Here is a 20,445-nt window from a genome sequence, read left to right on the forward strand (position 1 = left end):
TGTAGATTCTCTTACCCTTGGCTATATATTCTGATGACTTTAGCATTATTTCCAACCAAGTTAAAGCGGTTCAATAGTAGGTTTGAAACTGTGCCATAGAAAAGGTCTACTTTTAATACTTTGTTATAACTCAGACTAACAATATGGTTTCTTTTATATCTTGTGAACCCAAGCTTTGGAACTCTTCTTTGAATTGGAGTTTGTCCGCCTTCAAAGCTTGGTTTAACTGCGCCTCCTGTTCTAGATCTTTGACCCTTGTGGCCTCTACCTGATGTTTTCCCTTTCTTAGAACCCAACCCCCGACCAACCCTAACATTTTGTTTGTAACGTGCATTTGGGATTAGCTCATTTAGTTTCATTTCCTTCGGGGTGTTTAATGTTGAGGGTTTTTATCAAATATGGAACTTTCTTAATCAAACCTACGGTGAATCTATTATTCGGTACAACTCTGAAGGACCAAAGCTTACGCAGGCCTAAAGACCTAATGTATGTTCTATGCTTACTGCTAACTGAAATTAAGCTCCTTACTAACTGCACCAAGATCTTCTTATTTGTTGTCATTGGCTTTTGAATGGAGAAATGCCTCTTTTACGAAATATGTAGTTCAAGCTGTTCAGACTCATTAGACCATCTAATACTGCTGGAATAACATTGAACGGATTATTGGAGCCATGACATTTAGCGACCACATGGTTAATACCTGCTACACTAAACACAGACCTTACATGGTTACTCGCTATGATTCCTCTACCTTTTATTGAAGGAATTAATATAACAGTAGCAGCTCCGAATTTACCAACGGCTTTGTGAGCGATTGTATCTTCCAACATTGAAACTTTGATGACATTTCTTTTAGCATTGTTAACAGCTTTTTGTACGGCTAACGACGTTTCTCTTGACTTACCTTTACCAACACCAAGGTTACCACAACCGTCACCAACTACAACTAAAGCTGTGAAGCTAAATATACGTCCGCCTTTCACTACCTTCGTAACTCTATTGATGGTAATTAACCTTTCAAACACCAGTTCTAATGGCTTATGCATTTTAGTATATGGGCTTATGGGTTTATGTATATTGTCTATGTATATTGTCTAAAACTGAAGACCATAGCACCTTGCTGACTCGGCCATGCTCTGTATTAAGCCATGGTATTGAAACCCAGATCTATCGAAAACAACCTTATTAACGCCAATGGAAACAGACTTTACAGCTATTAGTTTACCTATCAATGAGGCACCAAACTTGTTCTTTCTTAGTCTGAAGTCTATATATTTGAATGTTGCTATAGTAGAAACACCAGTAACTATGTGATTACCTTCTTCTGAAATGACATACGCATAAAGATGTGTATTTGTTTTATATACTACCAACCTAAATAAGCCTATCTTTTTAAGCTTAGCTCTTGTTCTTTTAGCTTTTGTTTTTACTAGCCTCTTTACGTTTAAGTGCTTCATTTCTTTTTTGTCCTCTCTTTCAAATTAACCGTCTCGTTAATAAACCTTATTCCTTTGCCTTTGTATGGTTCGATTGGATGGAAACTCTTTATTTCTGCTGAGACTTGTCCAACCAGCTGTTTATCCACTCCAAACACTTCCAGCTCATTAGGTGATATAAGATGAAGTTTAACGTTCCTATTCACACAATAGATAATAGGATGGGAGAACCCTAACGACAAGGTTAACATATTATTTCTAATTGATGCTCGAAAGCCAACACCGTTTAAAACTAAGACCTTTCTAAAACCTACGGTAACCCCTGAAACCATATTCGAGATTAGTGCTCGAACAGTTCCTTGTATTGCAGAGGTTCTTTGATTGCTAAAGAATGGAATTACCTTTAGTATTGTTTGGTGGAGTTTAAGTTTTATTACCGAAGGCACATTTAATGTAAGAGATCCGAGTGGACCGGTTACCTGAAATGGTTCTCCAACATTCACTTGCACATTGTTTAATGGTATGGGTTTTCTACCGATACGTGAGCTTTTCATATTGCTATGAAATATGACATATCACTTCTCCTCCTACATTAAGTTTCTTCGCCAGCTTATCAGTGATTGTACCTTTGGAAGTAGCGAGGATAGTTATTCCAAGGCCATTCAGATGAGGTTTTATATTGGTGTGTTTATTGTATATTCTCAGTCCGGGTTTGGATATTTGGTTTATGCAACTAATAACAGGCTTTTCGTCCATATATTTTAGCAATATGTTTAGCTTTAAATACCTCTTGCTAGAGCTACATACAAAGAATGTTTTTATGTAACCTTCTCTTTTTAAAACTCTTACTATGGAACATACGGCTTCTGAAAATGGAACAACCACCTGAACCTTCTTTGTAGCTTGTGCGTTCCTGATGTTCGTTAAAAGGCTTGCAACGGAATCTCTGTTCATCTTCGCTACCAGCTCGAAAGTGAAAGACCGGGTATTTCACCGTTAAAAGCAAGCTCTCTAATACACATTCGAGCAAGCCCAAAACACCTGAATACGCCTCTTGCTCGACCTGTAACAACACAACGGCTTCTTCTTCTTACATCGCTTGAGTCTCTTGGTAACTTATGGAGCTTTGTACGTATGCATTGCTTTTCGGATGTGCTCACTGTGGAGCACCTAAGTAGGTTTTTTAGCAAGTTACGATAAGCGAAATGTTTTACTCTCAGCGTAGCCCGTTTCTTTTCTCTTTCTATTACAGAAGCCTTAGCCATGTTCGGTGTCCTTAAATGGAAAGTTAAAGAGGGTTAACAAGTGTTTTGCTCGTTCTTGGGATTTGGTATTCGTTACTATGCAGATGTTCATTCCGCTGTCTACGTTACCTTCTGCATAATTGAATTCAGGGAAAACCATCTGATCTAATATACCTATGTTCAAGTTACCGAACGAATCGAAGGACTTAGTTGGTATTCCTCTAAAGTCTCTTAGTCTTGGTAATGAAATGTTAACTAGCTTATTTAAGAAGTCAAACATCCGTTCATTTCTGATAGTTACTTTTAGACCGACTGCGTCTCCTTGCTTAATCTTAAAGTTGGCAATTGCCTTAGAGGCCTTTGTAACTACAGGCTTTTGTCCTGAGATATTGGCTAAGCTCTCTGCTAGCTTTTCTATCTTTATTCTTTCAGAAATAGCTTTACCAAGCCCCACAGTTAAAACAACTTTAACTAACCTAGGCACTTCCATAAATGAGTTGGTTTTAAACCTCTTGGTCAATTCAGAAGTGGTTGAACCTAAGTAATGTGATAAATATCTGAAGTTGTAATTCATGTTCTTAGCGCTTAACTTCGATATGGTTTCTTGTTTTGGGTTTAGCATTACAGAACCTCCTGTGCTAAAGAAATTACTTTAACAAAGCTCAAGTCTTTAAGTTCTCTTGCCACAGGCCCAAAGATTCTACTTCCGATAGGTTCATATTTGCAATTCAACAAGACAACAGAATTATCATCAAACCTAATAATTGAACCATCAGCTCTATATAAACCCTTTTTCGTCCTAACAATCAGCGCACTATGGACTTCCCCTTTTTTAACCTTTCCCTTTGGAACTGCTTCTTTAATACTTACTTTTATTATACATCCGATGTTAGCGTATCTTCGCTTTGAACCTCCCAACACTTTAATACAGGCTACCGCTTTAGCTCCTGAGTTATCAGTAACGTTTAATATAGACTCTGTTTGTATCATATTCTTGAATCAGCTGTTAAAAGCAAACAACGCCGTCCATGACTTAGTTTTAGATATAGGCTTAACATTCACTATATGAACTATCTCTCCAACCTTAAACATATTGTTTTCGTCATGCACTTGAAGCCTTTTCTTTTTGGAAACATATTTATTGTACAGACTGTGTTTGTGTTTAGAGTTGACTGTCACGGTAATGGTTTTGTTACTCTTTCTTGAACTAACCACAGCTTTTATTGTATGTGCCATGTTGTATTTCCTTTTAGTGTTAAACGACGTAATAAGTTGTTCAATAGGTTTAACCTAACATCCGAACTTCCAACTGTTTGAGCTTGCACCTGTTTAGTCTTAAATGCTTTGGTTCTGACTTTGGATGTTAACAGAAGACTCACTAGCTTATTGAGTTCTTGCTTCAACGTACGTACACAGTAGGAAAGAGTTCCAGAATAAACGCAGTTCATCTAAGCCCTACATACAAACATCGTCTTTAGGGGTAACTTAGCAGCGGCTAGTTTTAATGCTTTCCTGGCCGCAGTTGGTTCCGTACCGCATATTTCATACAATACTTTCCCGGGTTGTGCTACAAATACATAGTGTTCAGGATTACCTTTGCCATTGCCCATTCTAACTTCAGCTGGCTTTTTTGTAATTGGTTTATCAGGAAATACTCGGATTAATACTTTGCCACCTCTCTTCAGATGATGTGTAATAGACCGTCTTGCTGCTTCTATTTGTTTAGAAGTTATTCTACCTCTTGATACTGACTTCAAACCAAACTCACCAAATGAAACATTGTTTCCGCTTTGAGCTATACCTTTATTTCGACCCTTTTTGTCTTTACGGAACTTTCTTTTCCTAGGCTGTAACATAAGACCAAACCTTAAGGTTACCCTTGTATATCCATACCTTAACACCAATAGTACCGTATGTTGTTTTGGCATTGGACGTTGAATAATCAATATCAGCGTTCAGAGTCTGAAGTGGTATTTTACCTTCCTTATACCACTCTTTACGCGCTATTTCAGCACCACCTAGACGTCCAGCACACATTACTTTTATGCCTAGCGCACCTTGACGTATGGAACCACTAACAACTCGTTTAATGATTCGTTTAAATGATACTCTTTTTTCTAGCTGTTCTGCTATGCCTTCAGCAACTAGACTAGCATCAAGCTCTGGCTTTGATATTTCTTCTACTGATATATTTACTGGAACTTGCACCAGGTGTTTAACCTCGGACTTTAAAGTATCGATATCCCCACCTTTCTTGCCAATGATAGTACCAGGCTTAGAGCTATGCACAATTATCTTTATGTTCTTAGGAAACCTTTCAATCATGACCCTTCCTACAGATGTTCTCCTAAACTTATCTTTTAAGACCCGCCTTAACTTAATGTCCTCCTTTAGAAAAGATGGAAAAGTATAGCTATTCGCATACCATCTGGAATACCAATTAAATCTAGCACACACCCTAAATATGTTAGGATTAACTTTTTGCCCCATATATCATCAGCTAATCTCAAAGATAATAGAAACATGGCAGCTTTGCTTTTCTAGGTAGTTTATCCTGCCTTTTGCCCTAGGCCATGGTTTTAACCTGGAAGAAGCCTTATCAACACTAATAGTTTTAATCTTCAGGTTTGTAACGTTGGTATTGTGGCTGTACTTTATGGCCTGAACTGCGGATTGAATCAGTCTCTTAAGTAAGCAGGCAGCTTTTCTCTTGTGAAAAGATAATAGCTCTGTGGTCTTGGAAGCTGGTACATTGTTGAATTCCCTACTTAATGACCTAACCTTTTGTGCTGACATTTGGATACACCTGTATATTACTTTTGTATTCATGCTCATTTGTTTTATTGGGGTTGGAGTTAAAGAACATTGTTTCCGTTACTTTTTCAACCTATCATGTCTCTCCTTGTTCCTTGGTTGCTTTTCCTTAGAATGTCCGTGAAATGTTCGGGTTGGTGCAAACTCTCCTAACTTATGGCCAACCATTTCTTCAAGTATTTGAATAGGAATATGTAGCTTACCATTGTGGACAAGAACAGTTAAACCAACGAATTCAGGAATAATCACAGACTGTCTAGACCAGGTCTTAACCCTTTCTTTTAACTTAAGCTTTAAGATTCGGTTAACTCTATTTAGAAGCGAAGGTGAACAGAATGGACCCTTGGATATCGAACGAGTCATATTACCTCCTTTTGTTTATGATAAGCTTGTCAGTTTGCTTGTTGTTTCTAGTTTTAAAACCTTTAGTTGGGGTACCCCAAGGACTTACAGGATGTCGTCCAGCGGTTGTTTTACCTTCACCTCCACCATGAGGATGATCAATTGGGTTCATTGCTACACCACGAACTGTTGGTCTTATTCCCAACCATCTTCTCTTACCTGCTTTTTCAAGACTAGATAAGTTGTGTTTAATATTACCTACGATACCAACAGTTGCTCGACACTCTTTGTTTATTAGCCTCACTTCTCCTGACTTTAACCTAATCTGTGTGTAATGGCTAGTGTTTGAAAGAATAGTCGCGTATGAGCCAGCAGACCTAGAAAGCTTTGCGCCATTAGCTGGAGTTAATTCGATACAATGCACGTTTGTTCCTGAATATATGAGACCGATTGGCAAGCTGTTACCAACCTGAACAGGTACACATCTACCAGATACAATGACGCTTCCAATGGCTAAGCTGTTTGGGGCAATGATGTAGCGCCTTTCTCCATCTGTATATAGAATTAGTGATATGTTAGCGCTTCTATTAGGATCGTATTCAGTTTTTTCTACCTTCCCTAAAATGTAGTCTTTGTTTCTATAGAAGTCTATTGACCTATAGCTTCTTTTGTGACCACAGCCTCTGTGTCTAACTGTGATCGTGCCAATGTTATTACGTCCTGAACACTTGCTTTCCGTTCTTAGTAGTTTTGGGTAAGGAATATTCTTGATCAGCATTCATAGTCTCTTGGTAAGAAGTTATATAAACGAATGTATGCTTTCTTCATTATCTTTTTCCTTAAGAGCTTTTGATGTGTGTTCTTGTTCTTAAGTCTCCGTTTGTGAGTTGGCACATTAAGCGAGTTGATACTGACTTTGAAATGTATTGGATCGAGTGCTAAATGTAGTGCTTCTTTAAGTTTATGGTTGGTTGCTTTTTTGCTAACATCAAGTACAAAGTAACTGCTGTTTAATTTATTCGTAAGCTTTCGGTTCTTTATTATTGTGTATTGGGTGGGAGTTTTCATCAAAGAGATTCCTGAAGCTTGAGGATGCCTTTTAGAGTGAAGAAGGCATTGTTGAACAGAAGCAGGTTGTATGGGTTAACTTCAGCATACGTCATAGTTGATATTCCTCTGACATTCCGAAGGGCTAAAAACAACTCAACACACATTTCTGACTTTTCAACAACGACTAATGATGGAGTCTTTTGTAGATGTTTATTCGAGTTTAGGAATAGCCCAGCTTTAGTTGAAAGAGCTAGAACTTCATTTACAACGTAGAGCTTATCTTTTGTCACGAACTCAGAGAGTATGTATTGTAGCGCTTTCTTGTATACTTTCTTGTTAATCTTAACTGAATAGTTTTTATACAAGGAACTTGGAAAAGCTCTACCTCCACCTCTCCATATAGGACTAGAAGACATGCCTGCCCTCGCTCGTCCTGAACCTTTTTGGACCCAAGGCTTCCTGGTGCTGTGTTTCACACTGGCTCTGTTTTTCTGAACGCTTTGTGCTATCCTTGAGTTAGAGCGATAGGAGGTAACAACTTGGTGTATTAAAGGTTTGTTTGGCTTTAATAAAAATATAGAATCACTTAAGATTACAGAACCAGCATAGTTTAACCCACAATCAAAGACTAATATATTTAACCTCATCACACCAACCTCATTGAAAGCCTGCTGCCTTTGAAACCTGGAACGGCACCCTTCACTAGAACAAAACCTAGTGTTCTAGATACATAACAGATCTCTAAGTTTTTAACGGTAACTAAGTTTGTACCCAAATGACCTGGCATCTTTTTTCTTTTAAATACTTTACCTGGACTTTGGTTCATTCCTGTAGAACCAGGGACATTATGTGATTTAGAGTTTCCATGTGTTGCTCTACCAGAATTGAAGTTATATCGTTTAATTGTTCCAGCAAAGCCTTTTCCAATGCAGCGTCCTTTAACATTTATCTTTCTGCCAACGTACAAAGCTTTGCTCAGTGGGAAACCTTCATTGTTAAACAAGTCCTTACATAGCTCTTTGAGTGCTTTAGATACTTTTAAGGTATTTCCTAAACAACAGTTGTATTTTAGGTATTGTCCTAACTGAGCTCTATTCATTCTAGGCTTTGTTCTTTCAGAGAATATGAGGTGAACCTTCTGTTCAGTTGGGTTTCTCTGAGATAGAAAGTTACCTGAAGTGTTTAATATTGAAGCTGGAATTACTTCGCCGTCCTTTTTATATATACGGGTCATACCTAACTTAACGCAGGGTAAATACAGAGCTTCCATAGGTTTGCCAAGGTTAAAGTTTAACGCTAATGTGTATTTCAGCTGGGATGACCATTCTCATCAAAAACTCAACAGTGTTAATGGTTGGCTGTGTTATCAAAAGTAGTCTCTTGTGGGTTCGGATTTCTAGTTGGTCTCTTGCTTTTTTGTCGATATGCGGAGACCTAAGAACAGTAATCTTTTGTATTTTTCTAGGTAGTGGAATCGGACCGCTTAACTGTGAGCCAGTCTTTACGACCATATTAACAACTTGTTTTATATATTTACCTATAAGACTCCGATTAAATGATTTAACCTTTATTCTAATATTACTAGGAGTCGTTCCAATATTCATTTACTTTATGACTTTTGTGACTAAACCTGCCCCAATAGTCTTACCTCCTTCTCTAACTGCAAAACGTAGACCTTCTTCCATAGCAATAGGGGCAATAAGAGTAACGATTATGTGGACGTTATCGCCTGGCATTACCATCTCAACTCCTTCTGGAAGCTCTATAGTTCCAGTGACATCAGTGGTCCGAAAGTAAAACTGAGGTTTGTAGTTGCTATAAAACGGTGTGTGTCTCCCCCCTTCTCCTTTATTTAAAATATACACTTCAGCTGAAAAGCTAATGTGGGGAGTTATTGTTCCTGGTTTAGATAACACCTGTCCTCGTTCTACATCTTCGCGTTTAACGCCTCTGAGTAAGATACCAACATTATCCCCTGCTTGGCCTAGGTCTAAAAGCTTTCGAAACATCTCAACTCCAGTACAAATAGTTTTTATCGTGCTTCTTAGACCAACTATTTCTACTTCTTCTCCAGGTTTAACTGTGCCTCTTTCCACTCTACCAGTCACAACCGTGCCTCGACCAGATATAGAAAATACATCTTCTACTGGCATTAGGAATGGTTTATCAATTGGTCTTTTAGGTTCTGGAATATAATTATCCAATGCTTCAGCAAGCTTCAGTATGGAACCTTCTCCTAATTCACCTTTGTCTCCATCCAAAGCTAACTTAGCAGAGCCTCTGATTATGGGAACTGATTCGCCTGGAAACCCGTATTTTGACAATAACTCTCTAACTTCCATTTCCACTAATTCCAATAGCTCTTCATCAGTAACAGTATCACATTTGTTTAAATATACAATGATGTGAGGCACTCCTACTTGTCTAGCTAAAAGGACATGTTCTCTTGTTTGAGGCATAGGTCCATCAACAGCAGAACAGACAAGAACCGCTCCATCCATTTGTGCAGCTCCAGTGATCATATTCTTTATATAATCCGCGTGGCCTGGACAGTCAACGTGCGCATAGTGTCTGTGTTTAGTTTCATATTCAATATGTGCTGTATTTATAGTAATTCCCCTGGCCCGCTCTTCAGGTGCTGCGTCTATATCTTCGTATCTCTTTACTTCTCCACCGAACTTGGAGGACAAAACGTTTGTTATTGCAGCTGTAAGTGTAGTCTTTCCATGATCTACGTGACCAATAGTACCAACGTTAATATGCACTTTCTTCCTTTCGAACTTTGGTTTAGCCATGTTTTTTAAAAGTTAAGGTTTAATAAAGGGTTTTAAGTTTAAGCCTCTCAATCATATCTTCTTTCACTTCATTGTAACATTTAAACTTCATTGAATATGTTGCTCGTCCTTGGGACATTGATCTTAAGGAAGTCGAATAGCCAAACATTGAGGACAATGGAACTTCAGACTTAACTACTTTTATATTATAGCTGGTTTCACTAGCAGACTGAACTATTCCTCTTCGAGCCAATATGTCCCCTACAATATTTCCAAGGTATTCATCAGGAGTTTCGATATCTACCATCATTATTGGTTCTAGTAGAACTGGGTTACAACTAAGTAAAGCTTTTTTACAAGCAATGGCTCCTGCCAACCTAAATGCATGTTCACTTGAATCAACTTCATGGTAAGAACCAAACACAAGAGAAGCTTTTACGTCTATGACTTGATAACCAGAAACGACTCCAGCTCTTAGTGTGTCTTGGATTCCTTTACTGACTGATGATATGTATTCTTTAGGTATAACTCCGCCTTTAATTTGATCTTGGAATTCATAGCCTTTGTTCTTATTCGGTTCGACAATGATTACCACATGTCCATACTGACCTCTACCTCCTGACTGCTTAATATATTTACCTTCGACTTTACCACTTTTGTTTTTAATTGTTTCTTTGTATGAGACTTGAGGTTTTCCTACTTTAACATTCAATCCAAACTCACGTTTCATACGTTCAACTAAAATCTCCAAGTGAAGTTCACCCATACCTGCTATTATTGTTTGACCTGACTCTTTCTCGGTATAGGCTTTGAAGGATGGATCTTCTAGTGTTAAGCGACTTAATGTGGTTCCTAGTTTCTCCTGGTCGCTTTTTGTGTTGGGTTCTATTGCTTGTGATATTACTGGTGTTGGAACAGCTATTTGCTCTAAGACTATAGGGTTGTTTATATCACTGAGCGTGTCGCCAGTGGAAACAGACTTTAACCCAACTACAGCTGCAATATCACCAGGTCTAACCTCGCATATGTCTTCTCTGGAATTAGCATGCATTTGAAGTATTCTACCGATTCTTTCTTTTTTGTTCTTGGAAGCGTTTAACACAGAATCTCCTGTCCTAACTCTACCAGAATACACTCTCACGAAAGCTAACAAACCAACAAAAGGATCAGACATTATTTTAAATACAATGGCTAAGAAGCCTTCATCATCTGATGCTGTCCTGCTAACCATTCTTTTACCAATAGTTGACTCTCCTGTAATTGGAGGAATCTCTAAAGGTGACGGTAAGAAATCAATAACTGCATCTAGTAGCATTTGGATTCCTTTGTTTTTAAAAGCACTTCCGCATAACATTGGTTGAGACAACCCACTGATGGTTTGTTTTCTTAATAAGGATATAATATCTTCATTGTTTATGCTATTGCTGTGTGTATCACTATATAAATACTTTTCTAAAAAGCTTTCATCGTATTCTGCTATTGATTCTATCAGTTTCTTACGCCACTCTTCAGCATTCATTCGAGACATTTCTGGTATTTCTTTGTATTCGAACCTTACGCCTTTTGAAGCTTCATCCCAAACGACTGACTTCATTTGTATTAAGTCTATTAAGCCTATGAATTGACCTTCGCTGTACAATGGAAGTGAGATTGGAACTGGATTGGCATTTAGCTTTGATTTAAGCTGTTGGTATACGTTGTTAAAGCTTGCTCCCTGTCTATCCATCTTGTTAACAAAGCATATTCGAGGCACCTTATGTTTTACAGCTTGACGCCATACTGTCTCAGATTGAGGCTGAACTCCACCTACTCCACAATAAACCATACACACACCATCAAGCACTCGCATTGAGCGTTCAACTTCGATAGTGAAATCTACGTGGCCTGGAGTATCAATGATGTTAATACGGTGCAGTTCTTTACAGTCTGTCATGCCAGACCAGAAAGTGGTAGTGGCCGCAGAGGTAATAGTTATGCCTCGCTCTTGCTCTTGTTCCATCCAGTCCATAGTGGCAGTGCCTTCGTGTACTTCTCCGAGCTTATGGTTAACACCTGTATAATATAAAATCCGTTCAGTAGTAGTGGTTTTACCAGCATCAATATGTGCGCTGATGCCTATATTTCTACAATGCGTGATTGGTGTATTTCTAGACATCTAATATAGCTAGGTCTTAAAATGACTGAAAGCCTTGTTGACTTCTGCTAACTTATGCATTTCATCTCGGTATTTTATAGCAGTACCTTTTTTGTTTAGCGCATCCATTAGTTCCTTGTATAGTTTTAAGCTCATTGTTTTTTCACTCCGAATGGTTGCTGCTGCCTTAATCCATCGTAAGGCTAAAGTTGTTCTTCTGGTGTGTTTGACTTCTACTGGAATACGATAGTTAGCCCCTCCAACTCTTTTACTTTTAACTTCAACTAATGGTTTAATGTTTTCTAAAGCTTGAAGAAAGAGCTCTAAAGACTTCTCCTGTCTAGGATGTAACATACTCAAGGTTGAATAAACTATGTTCTCTGCTTTCGGTTTCTTTCCAGACTTCATTATCACGTTTATGAGTTTTGATATTTCTAAGCATCTATATTTAAAATCTGTGCAGGGTTGAGCTTTATAGGTTTTCTTTTTTCTAGGCATGTGGGTTTAGTTATGGTTAAGGATTATTCTTCTTTGTCCCATATTTAGAACGTGACCTTTTCCTATCTTTAACGCCCTTTGAATCTAAGTTTCCTCTAATTATATGATAACGAACTCCTGGTAAATCTTTAACACGTCCACCTCTAATTAAAACCATTGAATGCTCTTGGAGATTATGTCCTTCTCCACCGATATAAGATATTACTTCAGGACCATTAACAAGCTTTACTTTTGCGACCTTTCTTAAAGCAGAGTTTGGCTTTTTGGGCGTAGTGGTATACACTTTAGTACACACACCTCTTTTCTGTGGCGAACCTTGTAATGCTGGACTTTTGCTTTTTTTCTTATACGAGCTTCTACCGTTTCTGACTAATTGGTTTATCGTTGGCATATTCGTTAGTGGGTTTCCTTTTTGTATTTATGATAGATATAACCTGTTCCAGCTGGCACCAACCTACCTACTATAACATTTTCTTTAAGACCTAATAAGTAATCTTGTTCTCCAATACTTGCTGCTTTGGCTAATACTCTTGTAGTCTCTTGAAAAGAAGCAGCGGATATAAAAGACTCTGTAGATAAAGAAGACTTAGTTATTCCTTGAAGAACGTATTCATAGTTTATTATATTGTGTCCGATGCTCAATAGTTCTTTGTTTCCTTGAACTATTCTTGATCTTTCAACCTGTTCACCAATATAGAATGAAGAACAGCCTTTGGAGATAACCCTAACAAACCTTAGCATTTGTTTTACAATGACCTCTATGTGTTTGCTGTTTATGTTCACTCCTTGTGTTTGATATATGCTTTGTATTTCAGCAGAAATGGAGACCAGCAATACTTCAGACCCAAGGGCTTTTAAAACTACAAAGGGGTTTATTGAGCCATCAGTCAATGAATCACCTTTTTTAACATACTGTCCATCTTGAACTGTAATTCGATTCTCAGAGTTGAATGATAATATTTCAGCTTTTGTGTTATTAGTGTTAATATTGGTAATGACGGCCTTTAGGACAACAGTTGAATCAGCTTTAACGGAAACAAACCCTGGAACCGTAGTAAGCACTTTTGTGTCCTTTTGTACTCTTGTTTCAAAAGTGTCAGTAATACGCATCAAGCCACCTGTTATGTCTCTGTTCTTTTTAGCGTTAAATGGAACATAAGCTACAACCTGTCCAGCCGCTACATATTGTTCGTCCTCCGATATAACAATGGTCCCTGGTAACAATAATAGCTTCCTTGAATAACCGTTTGGATTGAGTATTTCAAGTGAAGGTCTTTTTGGTCCCTTTGTATTCTTTATTATATATATAGGCTTTGTCTTTCGAGTCTTAGTGGTTTGGGTCTGAACTGCTTCATTATCCACAAAATATCTAAGCTTAACCAAACCATCGAACTCTGCAATGAGTGGTTTATTAAATTGATCCCATGTGTATATAACGTCCTTTCGATCCACATATTCGAGCTCTTTGAAAAATACCACAGAACCATACGGAACATAGAAATTACGTTGCACTTCCTTGTTTCTGGTTAGAATTATCAGCTTACCTGTCTTAGATATAGCCAACCTTTCCTGAGATCTATTCGACGCTAGTCTAAGCGAACAATGCAGATATATAACACCTTTGCTTTCAGCTTTAACGTTCGACCAAGTTTCATATGAAGCCATCCCCCCAACATGAAAAGTTCGCATTGTCAGCTGAGTGCCAGGTTCGCCTATAGATTGAGCAGCAACAACCCCTACTGCCTCCCCAACACTAATAGGAATTCCAGAGCTTACATCACATCCATAGCACATAGCACACAGACCATTCCTTGTATTACAAGTTAGTGGAGAGCGAATGTGGAATGTTTCAATGTTGGGTTCCATTAAGGTTTCTAACGTAGCCTGCTCAATAAGAGTTCCAGCATCGCATATTACTTCTCCGGTTGTTGTCTTAATTCCAGAAGAGCAGAACCTACCAAGAGACCATTTTGATACAAAACCTAACTCATGTTTGTTCTTTAAGGTGTTCAGAGCATTGATACCAGTGTTCGAACCGCAATCCCATTCTGTAACTACAATCTTCTGAGCTACATCAACTAGCCTGCGTGTTAAATAGCCTGAGTTAGCTGTTTTAAGCGCTGTGTCGGTTAATCCTTTTCTGGCACCGTGTGTAGATATGAAGTACTGTAATGTGGTTAACCCTTCTCGAAAGTTTGCAGTAATTGGAGTTTCAAGGATTGAACCGTCTGGTTTTACCATTAATCCTCTCATTCCTGTTATTTGTTTTATTTGATCTGTTGAGCCTCTAGAACCTGAGTTAACCATGGCGTATATTGGGTTTGGTTTGTTTGTTTTAGATAGCTCAACCATCAATGAGTTCTTTACATATTCTGAAGCTTTGGACCATATTTCCATTAGGCTATTATAGCGTTCTAGTTGAGTTGTTAGTCTGTTATTGTATTGCGATTCCTGGACTTCAACCGCACCCCAAGCGCTTAACGTTATCCCATCTTTCTCTTTTGGTGTAAGCATGTCCTCAATGCTAATTGATATGCCAGATATGGTTGCTATGTTAAAACCACATTGCATCAGCTGTTCAATAAAGTTAATGGTGGTCTGTTTAAAGCTCCTGCGGATAGCCGTTTGAACAATGCCTGCTACTTCTTTCGTTCTTAAAGTCCTGTTTAGCCTATCGAACAAAATGTTTGCAGGTAGAAGTTTGGAGAGTATGGATCTACCGACTGTTGTGGACCAAGCTTTAAAGAAGCTTTCGAGAAGTCCTCTGTGTTTTATGGTTTCCCTAATTCTAATTCTAATGTAGCAGCCTAGTCCCATAATATCTTTAGCTTGAACATATATAGCTTCGTTGACATCGGAAAGAGGCATTTCTTTTCTAGAAACATTCTTAAGTAGCATTGAACATACGTATAAGCCTAAAACCATATCTTGAGCAGGTAGTATTATAGGACGTCCATTTGATACTGATGTAAGATTGTTGACTGGAGTGATGAGATGTTTAGCTTCCAATTGAGATTCCAGTGATAACGGCACATGAACTGCCATCTGATCTCCATCGAAGTCTGCATTAAAAGCAGAGCATACGAGTGGGTTAAGTTGAATTGCATGACCTTCTACTAAAACTGGTTCGAGTGCTTGAATACTAAATCGATGTAGGGTTGGTGCTCGATTCAGGAGAACATAACGACCCCGGGTTGCTTCATCCAATGCTTTCCAAGTTGCTAAGGTCCTGTTGTCAACTTCCTTCCTTGCAGCTTTGACATTTGCTGTTAGCCCGAGCCTTCCCAGAACCCCGAAGATAAATGGTTTGAACAACTCTACGGCCATTGCTTTTGGTATTCCACATTGGCGCATTTTAAGGTTAGGTTCTACTGTTATTACTGAACGGCCAGAATAATCAACACGCTTACCTAATAGATTCTGACGAAACCGACCAGCTTTTCCTCTCAGTAATTCAGACAAAGATTTTAAAGGCTTCTTGTTCGTGCCAAGTGTTGGGTTGCTTTTCCTGTTGTTATCAATTAAAGCATCAACCGATTCCTGAAGTATACGTTTCTCATTCTTTAGCATTATTTCAGGAGCTTTTAACTCTATTAACTTCCGCAGGCGGTTGTTTCTGTTTATTACCTTTTTGTATAACTCATTCAGGTCAGAAGTTACAAGCTTGTTTCCATCCAGAGGTATAATTGGTCTGAGGTCAGGTGGCAGAATTGGGAGAACACTAAGAACCATCCATTCAGGTTTAACGTTTAGCTTTTTAAATGCCGCTAAGGTTCTCAAGCGGCTCAACATAGGTTTCGTTTTAAACTGTTGGTGATGGGTTTCACTTGCAATGGCTTCTCTAATATTACTCATTTCTGATTCTATATCTATTAATCGTAGTAATTTCTTAACACCTTCAGGACCAGTTTCAGCTTTAAAGAAACCACTATGAAGCTTTGTTCTGTATTGAAATTCTTCTTCTGAAATGACTGAGCCTAACTTCAAAGAACTACTGCCAGGCTCAGTGACAATGTAAGCGTTCAAATATATTACTTTCTCAGCATCATTTGCTGTTACGTTAAGAATAGAACTTAGGTTAGAAGGAGATGACTTTAGGAACCACATATGGAAAACAGGAACAACAAGTTCTATATGTCCTAACCTTTCTCTTCGAGTTTTTGATAGAGTTACTTCAACCCCACACTTCTCACATATTATTCCTCTGTATTTAAAATAGCGATACCTACCACACATACATTCGTAGCTTTTAATGGGACCAAAGACCTTACAACAAAACAGACCTTCATATTCAGGCTTCAGGGTACGATAGTTGATGGTGTCAGACGTTTTAACTTCTCCAAATGACCATGCTCTTATTTTGCTAGGAGACGCTAGACTGATTCTAACGGATTCAAACGTTTTATCATTCTCGACTTGATATAGTGATTTTAAAAGGAATTGTTCAATGCTATTCATGGTTAATCTCCAACATCCAACAGAACACCAAGTGATCTAATTTCCCTTAGCAAAACGTTAAAAGACTCAGGAACACTAGTTCTTAAGATGAAGCTGTCCTTAATGATGTTCTCATACATTTTAATTCTACCCCAAATGTCATCAGATTTAATGGTTAACATCTCATGCAAAGTATAAGCTGCTCCATAGGCTTCCAGTGCCCAAACTTCCATCTCTCCAAACCTTTGACCTCCGAACTGGGCCTTTCCACCTAATGGTTGTTGAGTTATTATAGAATATGTGCCAGTAGACCTAGCATGCATTTTGTCTTCGGCTAGATGATGAAGCTTAAAGTAATACATGGTCCCAACGGTTGCTGGATATTTGAACCGCTTCCCTGTTACTCCATCAATTAGGAACAGTTGGTTCTTAGCTTGTGTGGTGTCTAACATGTAGGCTGTTTTCAATGGAAAAGCGGTTTCTGAAGTACGCTGAATGTCTTCTTCGTTGGTTCCGTTAAATATTGGAGTGTCACAAGGAATGCCATTTGTCAAAAGCTTCGCAGTTCTCAAAATGTCACTGGCTACTAAGTTACTAATATTCTTACATTCTTTAGCTGAGTTAAAGATATGATATAGAACATCTCTAAGTGCAGAAGGCATTTTAATAGAGCTTTTCTTCAAGACTAAGTTGATGCGCGTTCCTGTGGATTTAGATGTTAGGCCTAAGTGAGTTTCAAACACTTGTCCAACGTTCATCCTAGAAGGCACTCCTAGAGGATTAAGAATTATATCAACAGCACGACCATCTTTTGTGTATGGCATATCTCTTACTGGAACAACTTTAGAAACCACACCTTTATTTCCATGCCTCCCTGCCATCTTGTCTCCAGGTTGGAGCGTACGTTTCGTCGCAAGTAATACTTTTACAACTTTTATAACCCCAGGTGAAAGAGCATAAACACCTGACGCTTTCTCAGTCTTTCTTCTCAGAACCAAATACAGGTCCGTTCTAGCATGTTCCATGATTGAGCGCTTTTCTTTGAATGTTATGTGGCACAAACTGTTGTTGGTCTCCATTGTTAACCATACGTACGGGTCTATGGCTTGGAGTATTTCTACCTTTAGACTGCAACTACAGTTAATGAGAAGCCTCCCAATATATGAAAAGCTGTCTTGTTCAATGGTATGTATTTTGTCTCTCAGCTTGCCATTGAACATACTATGATGTTTGCTGTTGTGGTTAGTTGTAGTCTTTGCTTTGAAGGTTTGAGTGCTTATAACAGTACCTTGAACACTTGGAGGAACACGAAGAGAAATGTCTCTAACCTCAGGTGCTTTCTCACTAAAAATGGCATTCATAAGCTTTTCTTCAGCTGTTAGAATTGCTGTTTCTTTAGGAATCACTTTACCAACCAGAATATCTCCAGCTTCAACTTGAGAACCAGCTCGTATTATGCCTTCATTGTCCAACTTATTCAACAGTGAATCTGAAAACCCAGGTATTGCATTGGTGGTTCTTTCTTTTCCAAACTTTGTGGCTTTTACGGTGACTGCGAATTCTTCAAGATGAACCGAAGTAAATATGTCTTTACCAACCAAGGTTTCTGACACTATAACTGAATCTTCGAAGTTATAGCCTTTCCAAACCATAAAAGCTACTAATATATTCTTACCCAAGGCCAGCTCACCTTTGCATGTTGAGGTACCATCTGCAATAACTTCACCTTTAGCTACTTTGAAACCATAGATAGCTGTAGGTCTAAAACTAGTGTAGGTGTTCTGATTTGTTCTCTCAGCCTTGACCAGCGTATGTATCTCAATGTGGCTGCTTTCAGAGTTTATGGTTGGTAAAGACCTGATAATAATTCTAGTTGAATCCGCAAAGGCTATCACACCAGCTTCTTTAGCAACAACACAGGCTTTTGCGTCAATGGCTACAGGTTTCTCCGTTCCAGTGCCAATCAATGGACTTCTGGGGAGAATACAAGGAACTGCTTGGCGTTGCATGTTAGAACCCATTAGTGCTCTGTTTGCGTCGTCGTGCTCTAAAAAAGGAATCAATGAAGTGGCAACTGATACTGTTTGTAGCGAACTAGCATCTATATACTGAACGTCAGCAAGCTTAGCTAGAGTTATGCCCTGTGTTCTTCTGGCTAATACTTTGCTATGGTTTCTTTGATCCAAAGAAGTTATTGTGAAACTCTCTTCTTCAGAAGCTGTTAGGAATTGAACACTTTTACTTATTCTTTCAGACGTTACCCTTCGATACGGAGCTTGCAAAAACCCATGTTCGTTCACTTGGGCATGGACAGCTAGAGAACTTATTAAGCCTATGTTCTGGCCCTCTGGGGTTTCAACCGGACAAACTTTGCCATAATAGGTTGGATGTACGTCTCTAACCTCAAACCCTGCATGTTCTTTAGTTATTCCGCTTATGCCTATAGAAGTCAGACGTCTTTTATGAGTGACTTCGGACAAAGGGTTAATTTGGTCCAAAAGCTGGGATAAGTGAGACGAAGCAAAGAAATCATTGAAAGCTTTGCATATTGGTCTGTAGTTTATGTTAGCAAAGGAAAGGTCACTATTGTTCTTGCAGTTATCTATAATGTTTTTGATTGCTTGTTCAACCGCTAAGAAGTTATTCCTGAACAAACTCTCTAATATTTCACCTACACAGCGTATCCTCCTATTACCCAAATGATCTACATCATCGCCTTCAACTGAATTATTCTTAACGAGCATTAGGTATTTAAATGCTTGAATAAAGTCTTTGACTGATAGGAGGCCTGATCTAGCTACTTTTGTTTGGGGGAAAGAAAAAGCTCGCAGATTAAAAGCTAAGCGACCGATATTTGATATATGGTACGTACGTTCATCTGTTAGTGTCTTTTTAAAAGCTTCTTTCACTAAGTCTGGAAATATGGGTTCTCCGGGGTTAATTGCTCTGTATAGTTGTACTTGAGCATCATAAACATCTATTGATTTATCTGCTTTGAGAGTCTCTTTTAAATATTTAATGTATGCTTTGGTTCTGAATGGACAATGTATTATTAACTTAGCAATACCAAACTTTCTGAGCTTATTCAAAAGCAACTCGCTAATCTTTCTGGATGGAATACAGGAGCCTTTAGGTTTTAGAATCAGTAGATACTCTAAACTGGAGAATACTGAATCATTGACTAACGTTTCCTTAATGTTCCTACTGACTAGGCTTTTTATTTGGTTGTTACATATTATGGTGTGGGTTTTAATAATGATCTTGCTATTTTCATAGATACTAAAAGGAATTGGCTCCCCTTTCAGTTCAATTAAAGGTAAACCGATTACAACTCCCAAACGTTCCAACTTAACTAAACGCTCAACAAAACCTGGAATGATTTTAGAATGAAGAACACCGAAGCTTTTAAGTAACGTTGTTGCTGGTAGCTTTTTTCCTTTATCAAAACTTAAATACAGGATGTTACTTCGATTTAGTTCTAACTGAATCCAGACTCCATAAAGCGGAATAACTTTTACTGCTACGTTAGGATCTTGTTCTTGGAATAAACCTTGCTTCTTTCGTTCAATATATAAACCAGGTGACCTATGCAACTGTGAAACTACGACTCTGTCCACCCCGTTAATCAAGAACGTGCTACTTTGTGTCATTAGTGGAAATTCTCCAATAGCTAACGGATATTCATTCCAACCTTTGTTCTCGCATACAACTCCATT

25 protein-coding genes and 1 pseudogene are annotated in these 20,445 nt (G+C 38.4%); all 26 read right to left on the bottom strand.

Annotation, left to right across the window (positions count from 1 at the left end):
* Positions 1-11: 11 nt before the first annotated feature.
* The 26 genes and pseudogenes from rplO to rpoB all read right to left on the bottom strand — a co-directional run bounded on the left by rplO (position 12) and on the right by rpoB (position 20,397).
* Complete coding sequence (gene rplO, locus FKM95_RS00705) at positions 12-359, bottom strand: 50S ribosomal protein L15 (protein WP_159128925.1); 348 nt, start codon at positions 357-359, stop codon at positions 12-14.
* On the bottom strand, positions 346-561 hold the full coding sequence (locus tag FKM95_RS00710) for an uL30 family ribosomal protein (protein ID WP_159128926.1): 216 nt from the start codon (positions 559-561) through the stop codon (positions 346-348). The genes rplO and FKM95_RS00710 overlap by 14 nt, the downstream gene beginning before the upstream one ends.
* The gene (rpsE, locus tag FKM95_RS00715) at positions 558-1,046 is read right to left on the bottom strand and encodes a 30S ribosomal protein S5 (protein WP_159128927.1); all 489 of its coding nucleotides are present in this window, start codon (positions 1,044-1,046) and stop codon (positions 558-560) included. Before rpsE ends, FKM95_RS00710 begins: the two co-directional genes overlap by 4 nt.
* A 48-nt stretch (positions 1,047-1,094) precedes the next feature.
* Positions 1,095-1,457, bottom strand: coding sequence for a 50S ribosomal protein L18 (gene rplR / locus FKM95_RS00720; protein ID WP_159128928.1), 363 nt, complete (start codon positions 1,455-1,457; stop codon positions 1,095-1,097).
* On the bottom strand, positions 1,454-1,990 hold the full coding sequence (rplF, locus tag FKM95_RS00725; protein WP_159128929.1) for a 50S ribosomal protein L6: 537 nt from the start codon (positions 1,988-1,990) through the stop codon (positions 1,454-1,456). The genes rplR and rplF overlap by 4 nt, the downstream gene beginning before the upstream one ends.
* A 4-nt stretch (positions 1,991-1,994) precedes the next feature.
* Positions 1,995-2,390 carry a 30S ribosomal protein S8 gene (rpsH, locus tag FKM95_RS00730; RefSeq protein ID WP_159128930.1) on the bottom strand — a complete coding sequence of 132 codons (396 nt, stop codon included), beginning with the start codon at positions 2,388-2,390 and terminating at the stop codon, positions 1,995-1,997.
* Between the two features lie 5 nt (positions 2,391-2,395).
* The gene (gene rpsN, locus FKM95_RS00735; RefSeq protein ID WP_159128931.1) at positions 2,396-2,701 is read right to left on the bottom strand and encodes a 30S ribosomal protein S14; all 306 of its coding nucleotides are present in this window, start codon (positions 2,699-2,701) and stop codon (positions 2,396-2,398) included.
* Positions 2,694-3,254, bottom strand: coding sequence for a 50S ribosomal protein L5 (gene rplE / locus FKM95_RS00740; RefSeq protein ID WP_159128954.1), 561 nt, complete (start codon positions 3,252-3,254; stop codon positions 2,694-2,696). The genes rpsN and rplE overlap by 8 nt, the downstream gene beginning before the upstream one ends.
* 47 nt (positions 3,255-3,301) lie before the next feature.
* Positions 3,302-3,670, bottom strand: a complete 369-nt coding sequence (rplN, locus tag FKM95_RS00745) for a 50S ribosomal protein L14 (protein WP_159128932.1) — start codon at positions 3,668-3,670, stop codon at positions 3,302-3,304.
* Positions 3,671-3,679: 9 nt separating this feature from the next.
* On the bottom strand, positions 3,680-3,916 hold the full coding sequence (rpsQ, locus tag FKM95_RS00750; protein ID WP_159128933.1) for a 30S ribosomal protein S17: 237 nt from the start codon (positions 3,914-3,916) through the stop codon (positions 3,680-3,682).
* Entirely contained in the window at positions 3,901-4,128 is a 228-nt protein-coding gene (locus FKM95_RS00755) for a hypothetical protein (protein WP_159128934.1), read from the bottom strand. The genes rpsQ and FKM95_RS00755 overlap by 16 nt, the downstream gene beginning before the upstream one ends.
* The gene (gene rplP, locus FKM95_RS00760) at positions 4,129-4,536 is read right to left on the bottom strand and encodes a 50S ribosomal protein L16 (RefSeq protein ID WP_159128935.1); all 408 of its coding nucleotides are present in this window, start codon (positions 4,534-4,536) and stop codon (positions 4,129-4,131) included.
* Complete coding sequence (rpsC, locus tag FKM95_RS00765) at positions 4,523-5,170, bottom strand: 30S ribosomal protein S3 (RefSeq protein ID WP_159128936.1); 648 nt, start codon at positions 5,168-5,170, stop codon at positions 4,523-4,525. The genes rplP and rpsC overlap by 14 nt, the downstream gene beginning before the upstream one ends.
* Before the next feature lie 6 nt (positions 5,171-5,176).
* Positions 5,177-5,515 (bottom strand): uL22m family ribosomal protein, encoded by a 339-nt coding sequence (locus FKM95_RS00770; RefSeq protein ID WP_159128937.1) that lies wholly within the window; start codon positions 5,513-5,515, stop codon positions 5,177-5,179.
* 39 nt (positions 5,516-5,554) lie between these two features.
* Positions 5,555-5,857, bottom strand: coding sequence for a 30S ribosomal protein S19 (gene rpsS / locus FKM95_RS00775; RefSeq protein WP_159128938.1), 303 nt, complete (start codon positions 5,855-5,857; stop codon positions 5,555-5,557).
* 1 nt (position 5,858) lies between these two features.
* Positions 5,859-6,614: a 50S ribosomal protein L2 gene (gene rplB / locus FKM95_RS00780; RefSeq protein WP_159128939.1), complete on the bottom strand. Its 756-nt coding sequence runs from the start codon at positions 6,612-6,614 to the stop codon at positions 5,859-5,861.
* Positions 6,608-6,904 carry a hypothetical protein gene (locus FKM95_RS00785; protein ID WP_159128940.1) on the bottom strand — a complete coding sequence of 99 codons (297 nt, stop codon included), beginning with the start codon at positions 6,902-6,904 and terminating at the stop codon, positions 6,608-6,610. The genes rplB and FKM95_RS00785 overlap by 7 nt, the downstream gene beginning before the upstream one ends.
* Entirely contained in the window at positions 6,904-7,533 is a 630-nt protein-coding gene (gene rplD, locus FKM95_RS00790) for a 50S ribosomal protein L4 (RefSeq protein ID WP_159128941.1), read from the bottom strand. Before rplD ends, FKM95_RS00785 begins: the two co-directional genes overlap by 1 nt.
* Entirely contained in the window at positions 7,533-8,156 is a 624-nt protein-coding gene (rplC, locus tag FKM95_RS00795; RefSeq protein WP_159128942.1) for a 50S ribosomal protein L3, read from the bottom strand. Before rplC ends, rplD begins: the two co-directional genes overlap by 1 nt.
* Before the next feature lie 13 nt (positions 8,157-8,169).
* Positions 8,170-8,490 carry a 30S ribosomal protein S10 gene (gene rpsJ, locus FKM95_RS00800; protein ID WP_159128943.1) on the bottom strand — a complete coding sequence of 107 codons (321 nt, stop codon included), beginning with the start codon at positions 8,488-8,490 and terminating at the stop codon, positions 8,170-8,172.
* Entirely contained in the window at positions 8,491-9,681 is a 1,191-nt protein-coding gene (tuf, locus tag FKM95_RS00805) for an elongation factor Tu (protein ID WP_159128944.1), read from the bottom strand.
* 19 nt (positions 9,682-9,700) lie between these two features.
* Positions 9,701-11,815: an elongation factor G gene (gene fusA / locus FKM95_RS00810; RefSeq protein ID WP_159128945.1), complete on the bottom strand. Its 2,115-nt coding sequence runs from the start codon at positions 11,813-11,815 to the stop codon at positions 9,701-9,703.
* Positions 11,816-11,824: 9 nt separating this feature from the next.
* Positions 11,825-12,292 carry a 30S ribosomal protein S7 gene (gene rpsG / locus FKM95_RS00815; protein WP_159128946.1) on the bottom strand — a complete coding sequence of 156 codons (468 nt, stop codon included), beginning with the start codon at positions 12,290-12,292 and terminating at the stop codon, positions 11,825-11,827.
* Between the two features lie 16 nt (positions 12,293-12,308).
* Positions 12,309-12,683 carry a 30S ribosomal protein S12 gene (rpsL, locus tag FKM95_RS00820; RefSeq protein WP_159128947.1) on the bottom strand — a complete coding sequence of 125 codons (375 nt, stop codon included), beginning with the start codon at positions 12,681-12,683 and terminating at the stop codon, positions 12,309-12,311.
* Positions 12,684-12,700: 17 nt separating this feature from the next.
* Positions 12,701-16,750 (bottom strand): annotated as a pseudogene (rpoC, locus tag FKM95_RS00825) (DNA-directed RNA polymerase subunit beta'); the annotation flags it as partial.
* 2 nt (positions 16,751-16,752) lie between these two features.
* A complete protein-coding gene (rpoB, locus tag FKM95_RS00830; RefSeq protein ID WP_226338821.1) occupies positions 16,753-20,397 on the bottom strand; it encodes a DNA-directed RNA polymerase subunit beta in 3,645 nt (1,214 codons plus the stop codon).
* Positions 20,398-20,445: the final 48 nt, after the last annotated feature.

The sequence above is a fragment of the Candidatus Tremblayella phenacoccinincola genome, from assembly GCF_009805595.3.
Taxonomy (GTDB): domain Bacteria; phylum Pseudomonadota; class Gammaproteobacteria; order Burkholderiales; family Burkholderiaceae; genus Tremblaya; species Tremblaya phenacola_D.

What these genes read in the sequence shown, in the direction of transcription:
- rpsH (WP_159128930.1), bottom strand. Translation starts at nt 2,390, where the DNA reads ATGAACAGAGATTCCGTTGCAAGCCTTTTAACGAACATCAGGAACGCA.
- rpsJ (WP_159128943.1), bottom strand. Translation starts at nt 8,490, where the DNA reads ATGAATATTGGAACGACTCCTAGTAATATTAGAATAAAGGTTAAATCA.
- rplF (WP_159128929.1), bottom strand. Translation starts at nt 1,990, where the DNA reads ATGAAAAGCTCACGTATCGGTAGAAAACCCATACCATTAAACAATGTG.
- rpsN (WP_159128931.1), bottom strand. Translation starts at nt 2,701, where the DNA reads ATGGCTAAGGCTTCTGTAATAGAAAGAGAAAAGAAACGGGCTACGCTG.
- rpsG (WP_159128946.1), bottom strand. Translation starts at nt 12,292, where the DNA reads ATGCCTAGAAAAAAGAAAACCTATAAAGCTCAACCCTGCACAGATTTT.
- rplP (WP_159128935.1), bottom strand. Translation starts at nt 4,536, where the DNA reads ATGTTACAGCCTAGGAAAAGAAAGTTCCGTAAAGACAAAAAGGGTCGA.
- FKM95_RS00785 (WP_159128940.1), bottom strand. Translation starts at nt 6,904, where the DNA reads ATGAAAACTCCCACCCAATACACAATAATAAAGAACCGAAAGCTTACG.
- rpsC (WP_159128936.1), bottom strand. Translation starts at nt 5,170, where the DNA reads ATGGGGCAAAAAGTTAATCCTAACATATTTAGGGTGTGTGCTAGATTT.
- rplO (WP_159128925.1), bottom strand. Translation starts at nt 359, where the DNA reads ATGAAACTAAATGAGCTAATCCCAAATGCACGTTACAAACAAAATGTT.
- rpsL (WP_159128947.1), bottom strand. Translation starts at nt 12,683, where the DNA reads ATGCCAACGATAAACCAATTAGTCAGAAACGGTAGAAGCTCGTATAAG.
- fusA (WP_159128945.1), bottom strand. Translation starts at nt 11,815, where the DNA reads ATGTCTAGAAATACACCAATCACGCATTGTAGAAATATAGGCATCAGC.
- FKM95_RS00770 (WP_159128937.1), bottom strand. Translation starts at nt 5,515, where the DNA reads ATGAGCATGAATACAAAAGTAATATACAGGTGTATCCAAATGTCAGCA.
- rplE (WP_159128954.1), bottom strand. Translation starts at nt 3,254, where the DNA reads ATGAATTACAACTTCAGATATTTATCACATTACTTAGGTTCAACCACT.
- FKM95_RS00710 (WP_159128926.1), bottom strand. Translation starts at nt 561, where the DNA reads ATGACAACAAATAAGAAGATCTTGGTGCAGTTAGTAAGGAGCTTAATT.
- FKM95_RS00755 (WP_159128934.1), bottom strand. Translation starts at nt 4,128, where the DNA reads ATGAACTGCGTTTATTCTGGAACTCTTTCCTACTGTGTACGTACGTTG.
- rplC (WP_159128942.1), bottom strand. Translation starts at nt 8,156, where the DNA reads ATGGAAGCTCTGTATTTACCCTGCGTTAAGTTAGGTATGACCCGTATA.
- rplD (WP_159128941.1), bottom strand. Translation starts at nt 7,533, where the DNA reads ATGAGGTTAAATATATTAGTCTTTGATTGTGGGTTAAACTATGCTGGT.
- rpsQ (WP_159128933.1), bottom strand. Translation starts at nt 3,916, where the DNA reads ATGGCACATACAATAAAAGCTGTGGTTAGTTCAAGAAAGAGTAACAAA.
- rpsE (WP_159128927.1), bottom strand. Translation starts at nt 1,046, where the DNA reads ATGCATAAGCCATTAGAACTGGTGTTTGAAAGGTTAATTACCATCAAT.
- rpsS (WP_159128938.1), bottom strand. Translation starts at nt 5,857, where the DNA reads ATGACTCGTTCGATATCCAAGGGTCCATTCTGTTCACCTTCGCTTCTA.
- rplB (WP_159128939.1), bottom strand. Translation starts at nt 6,614, where the DNA reads ATGCTGATCAAGAATATTCCTTACCCAAAACTACTAAGAACGGAAAGC.
- rplR (WP_159128928.1), bottom strand. Translation starts at nt 1,457, where the DNA reads ATGAAGCACTTAAACGTAAAGAGGCTAGTAAAAACAAAAGCTAAAAGA.
- tuf (WP_159128944.1), bottom strand. Translation starts at nt 9,681, where the DNA reads ATGGCTAAACCAAAGTTCGAAAGGAAGAAAGTGCATATTAACGTTGGT.
- rplN (WP_159128932.1), bottom strand. Translation starts at nt 3,670, where the DNA reads ATGATACAAACAGAGTCTATATTAAACGTTACTGATAACTCAGGAGCT.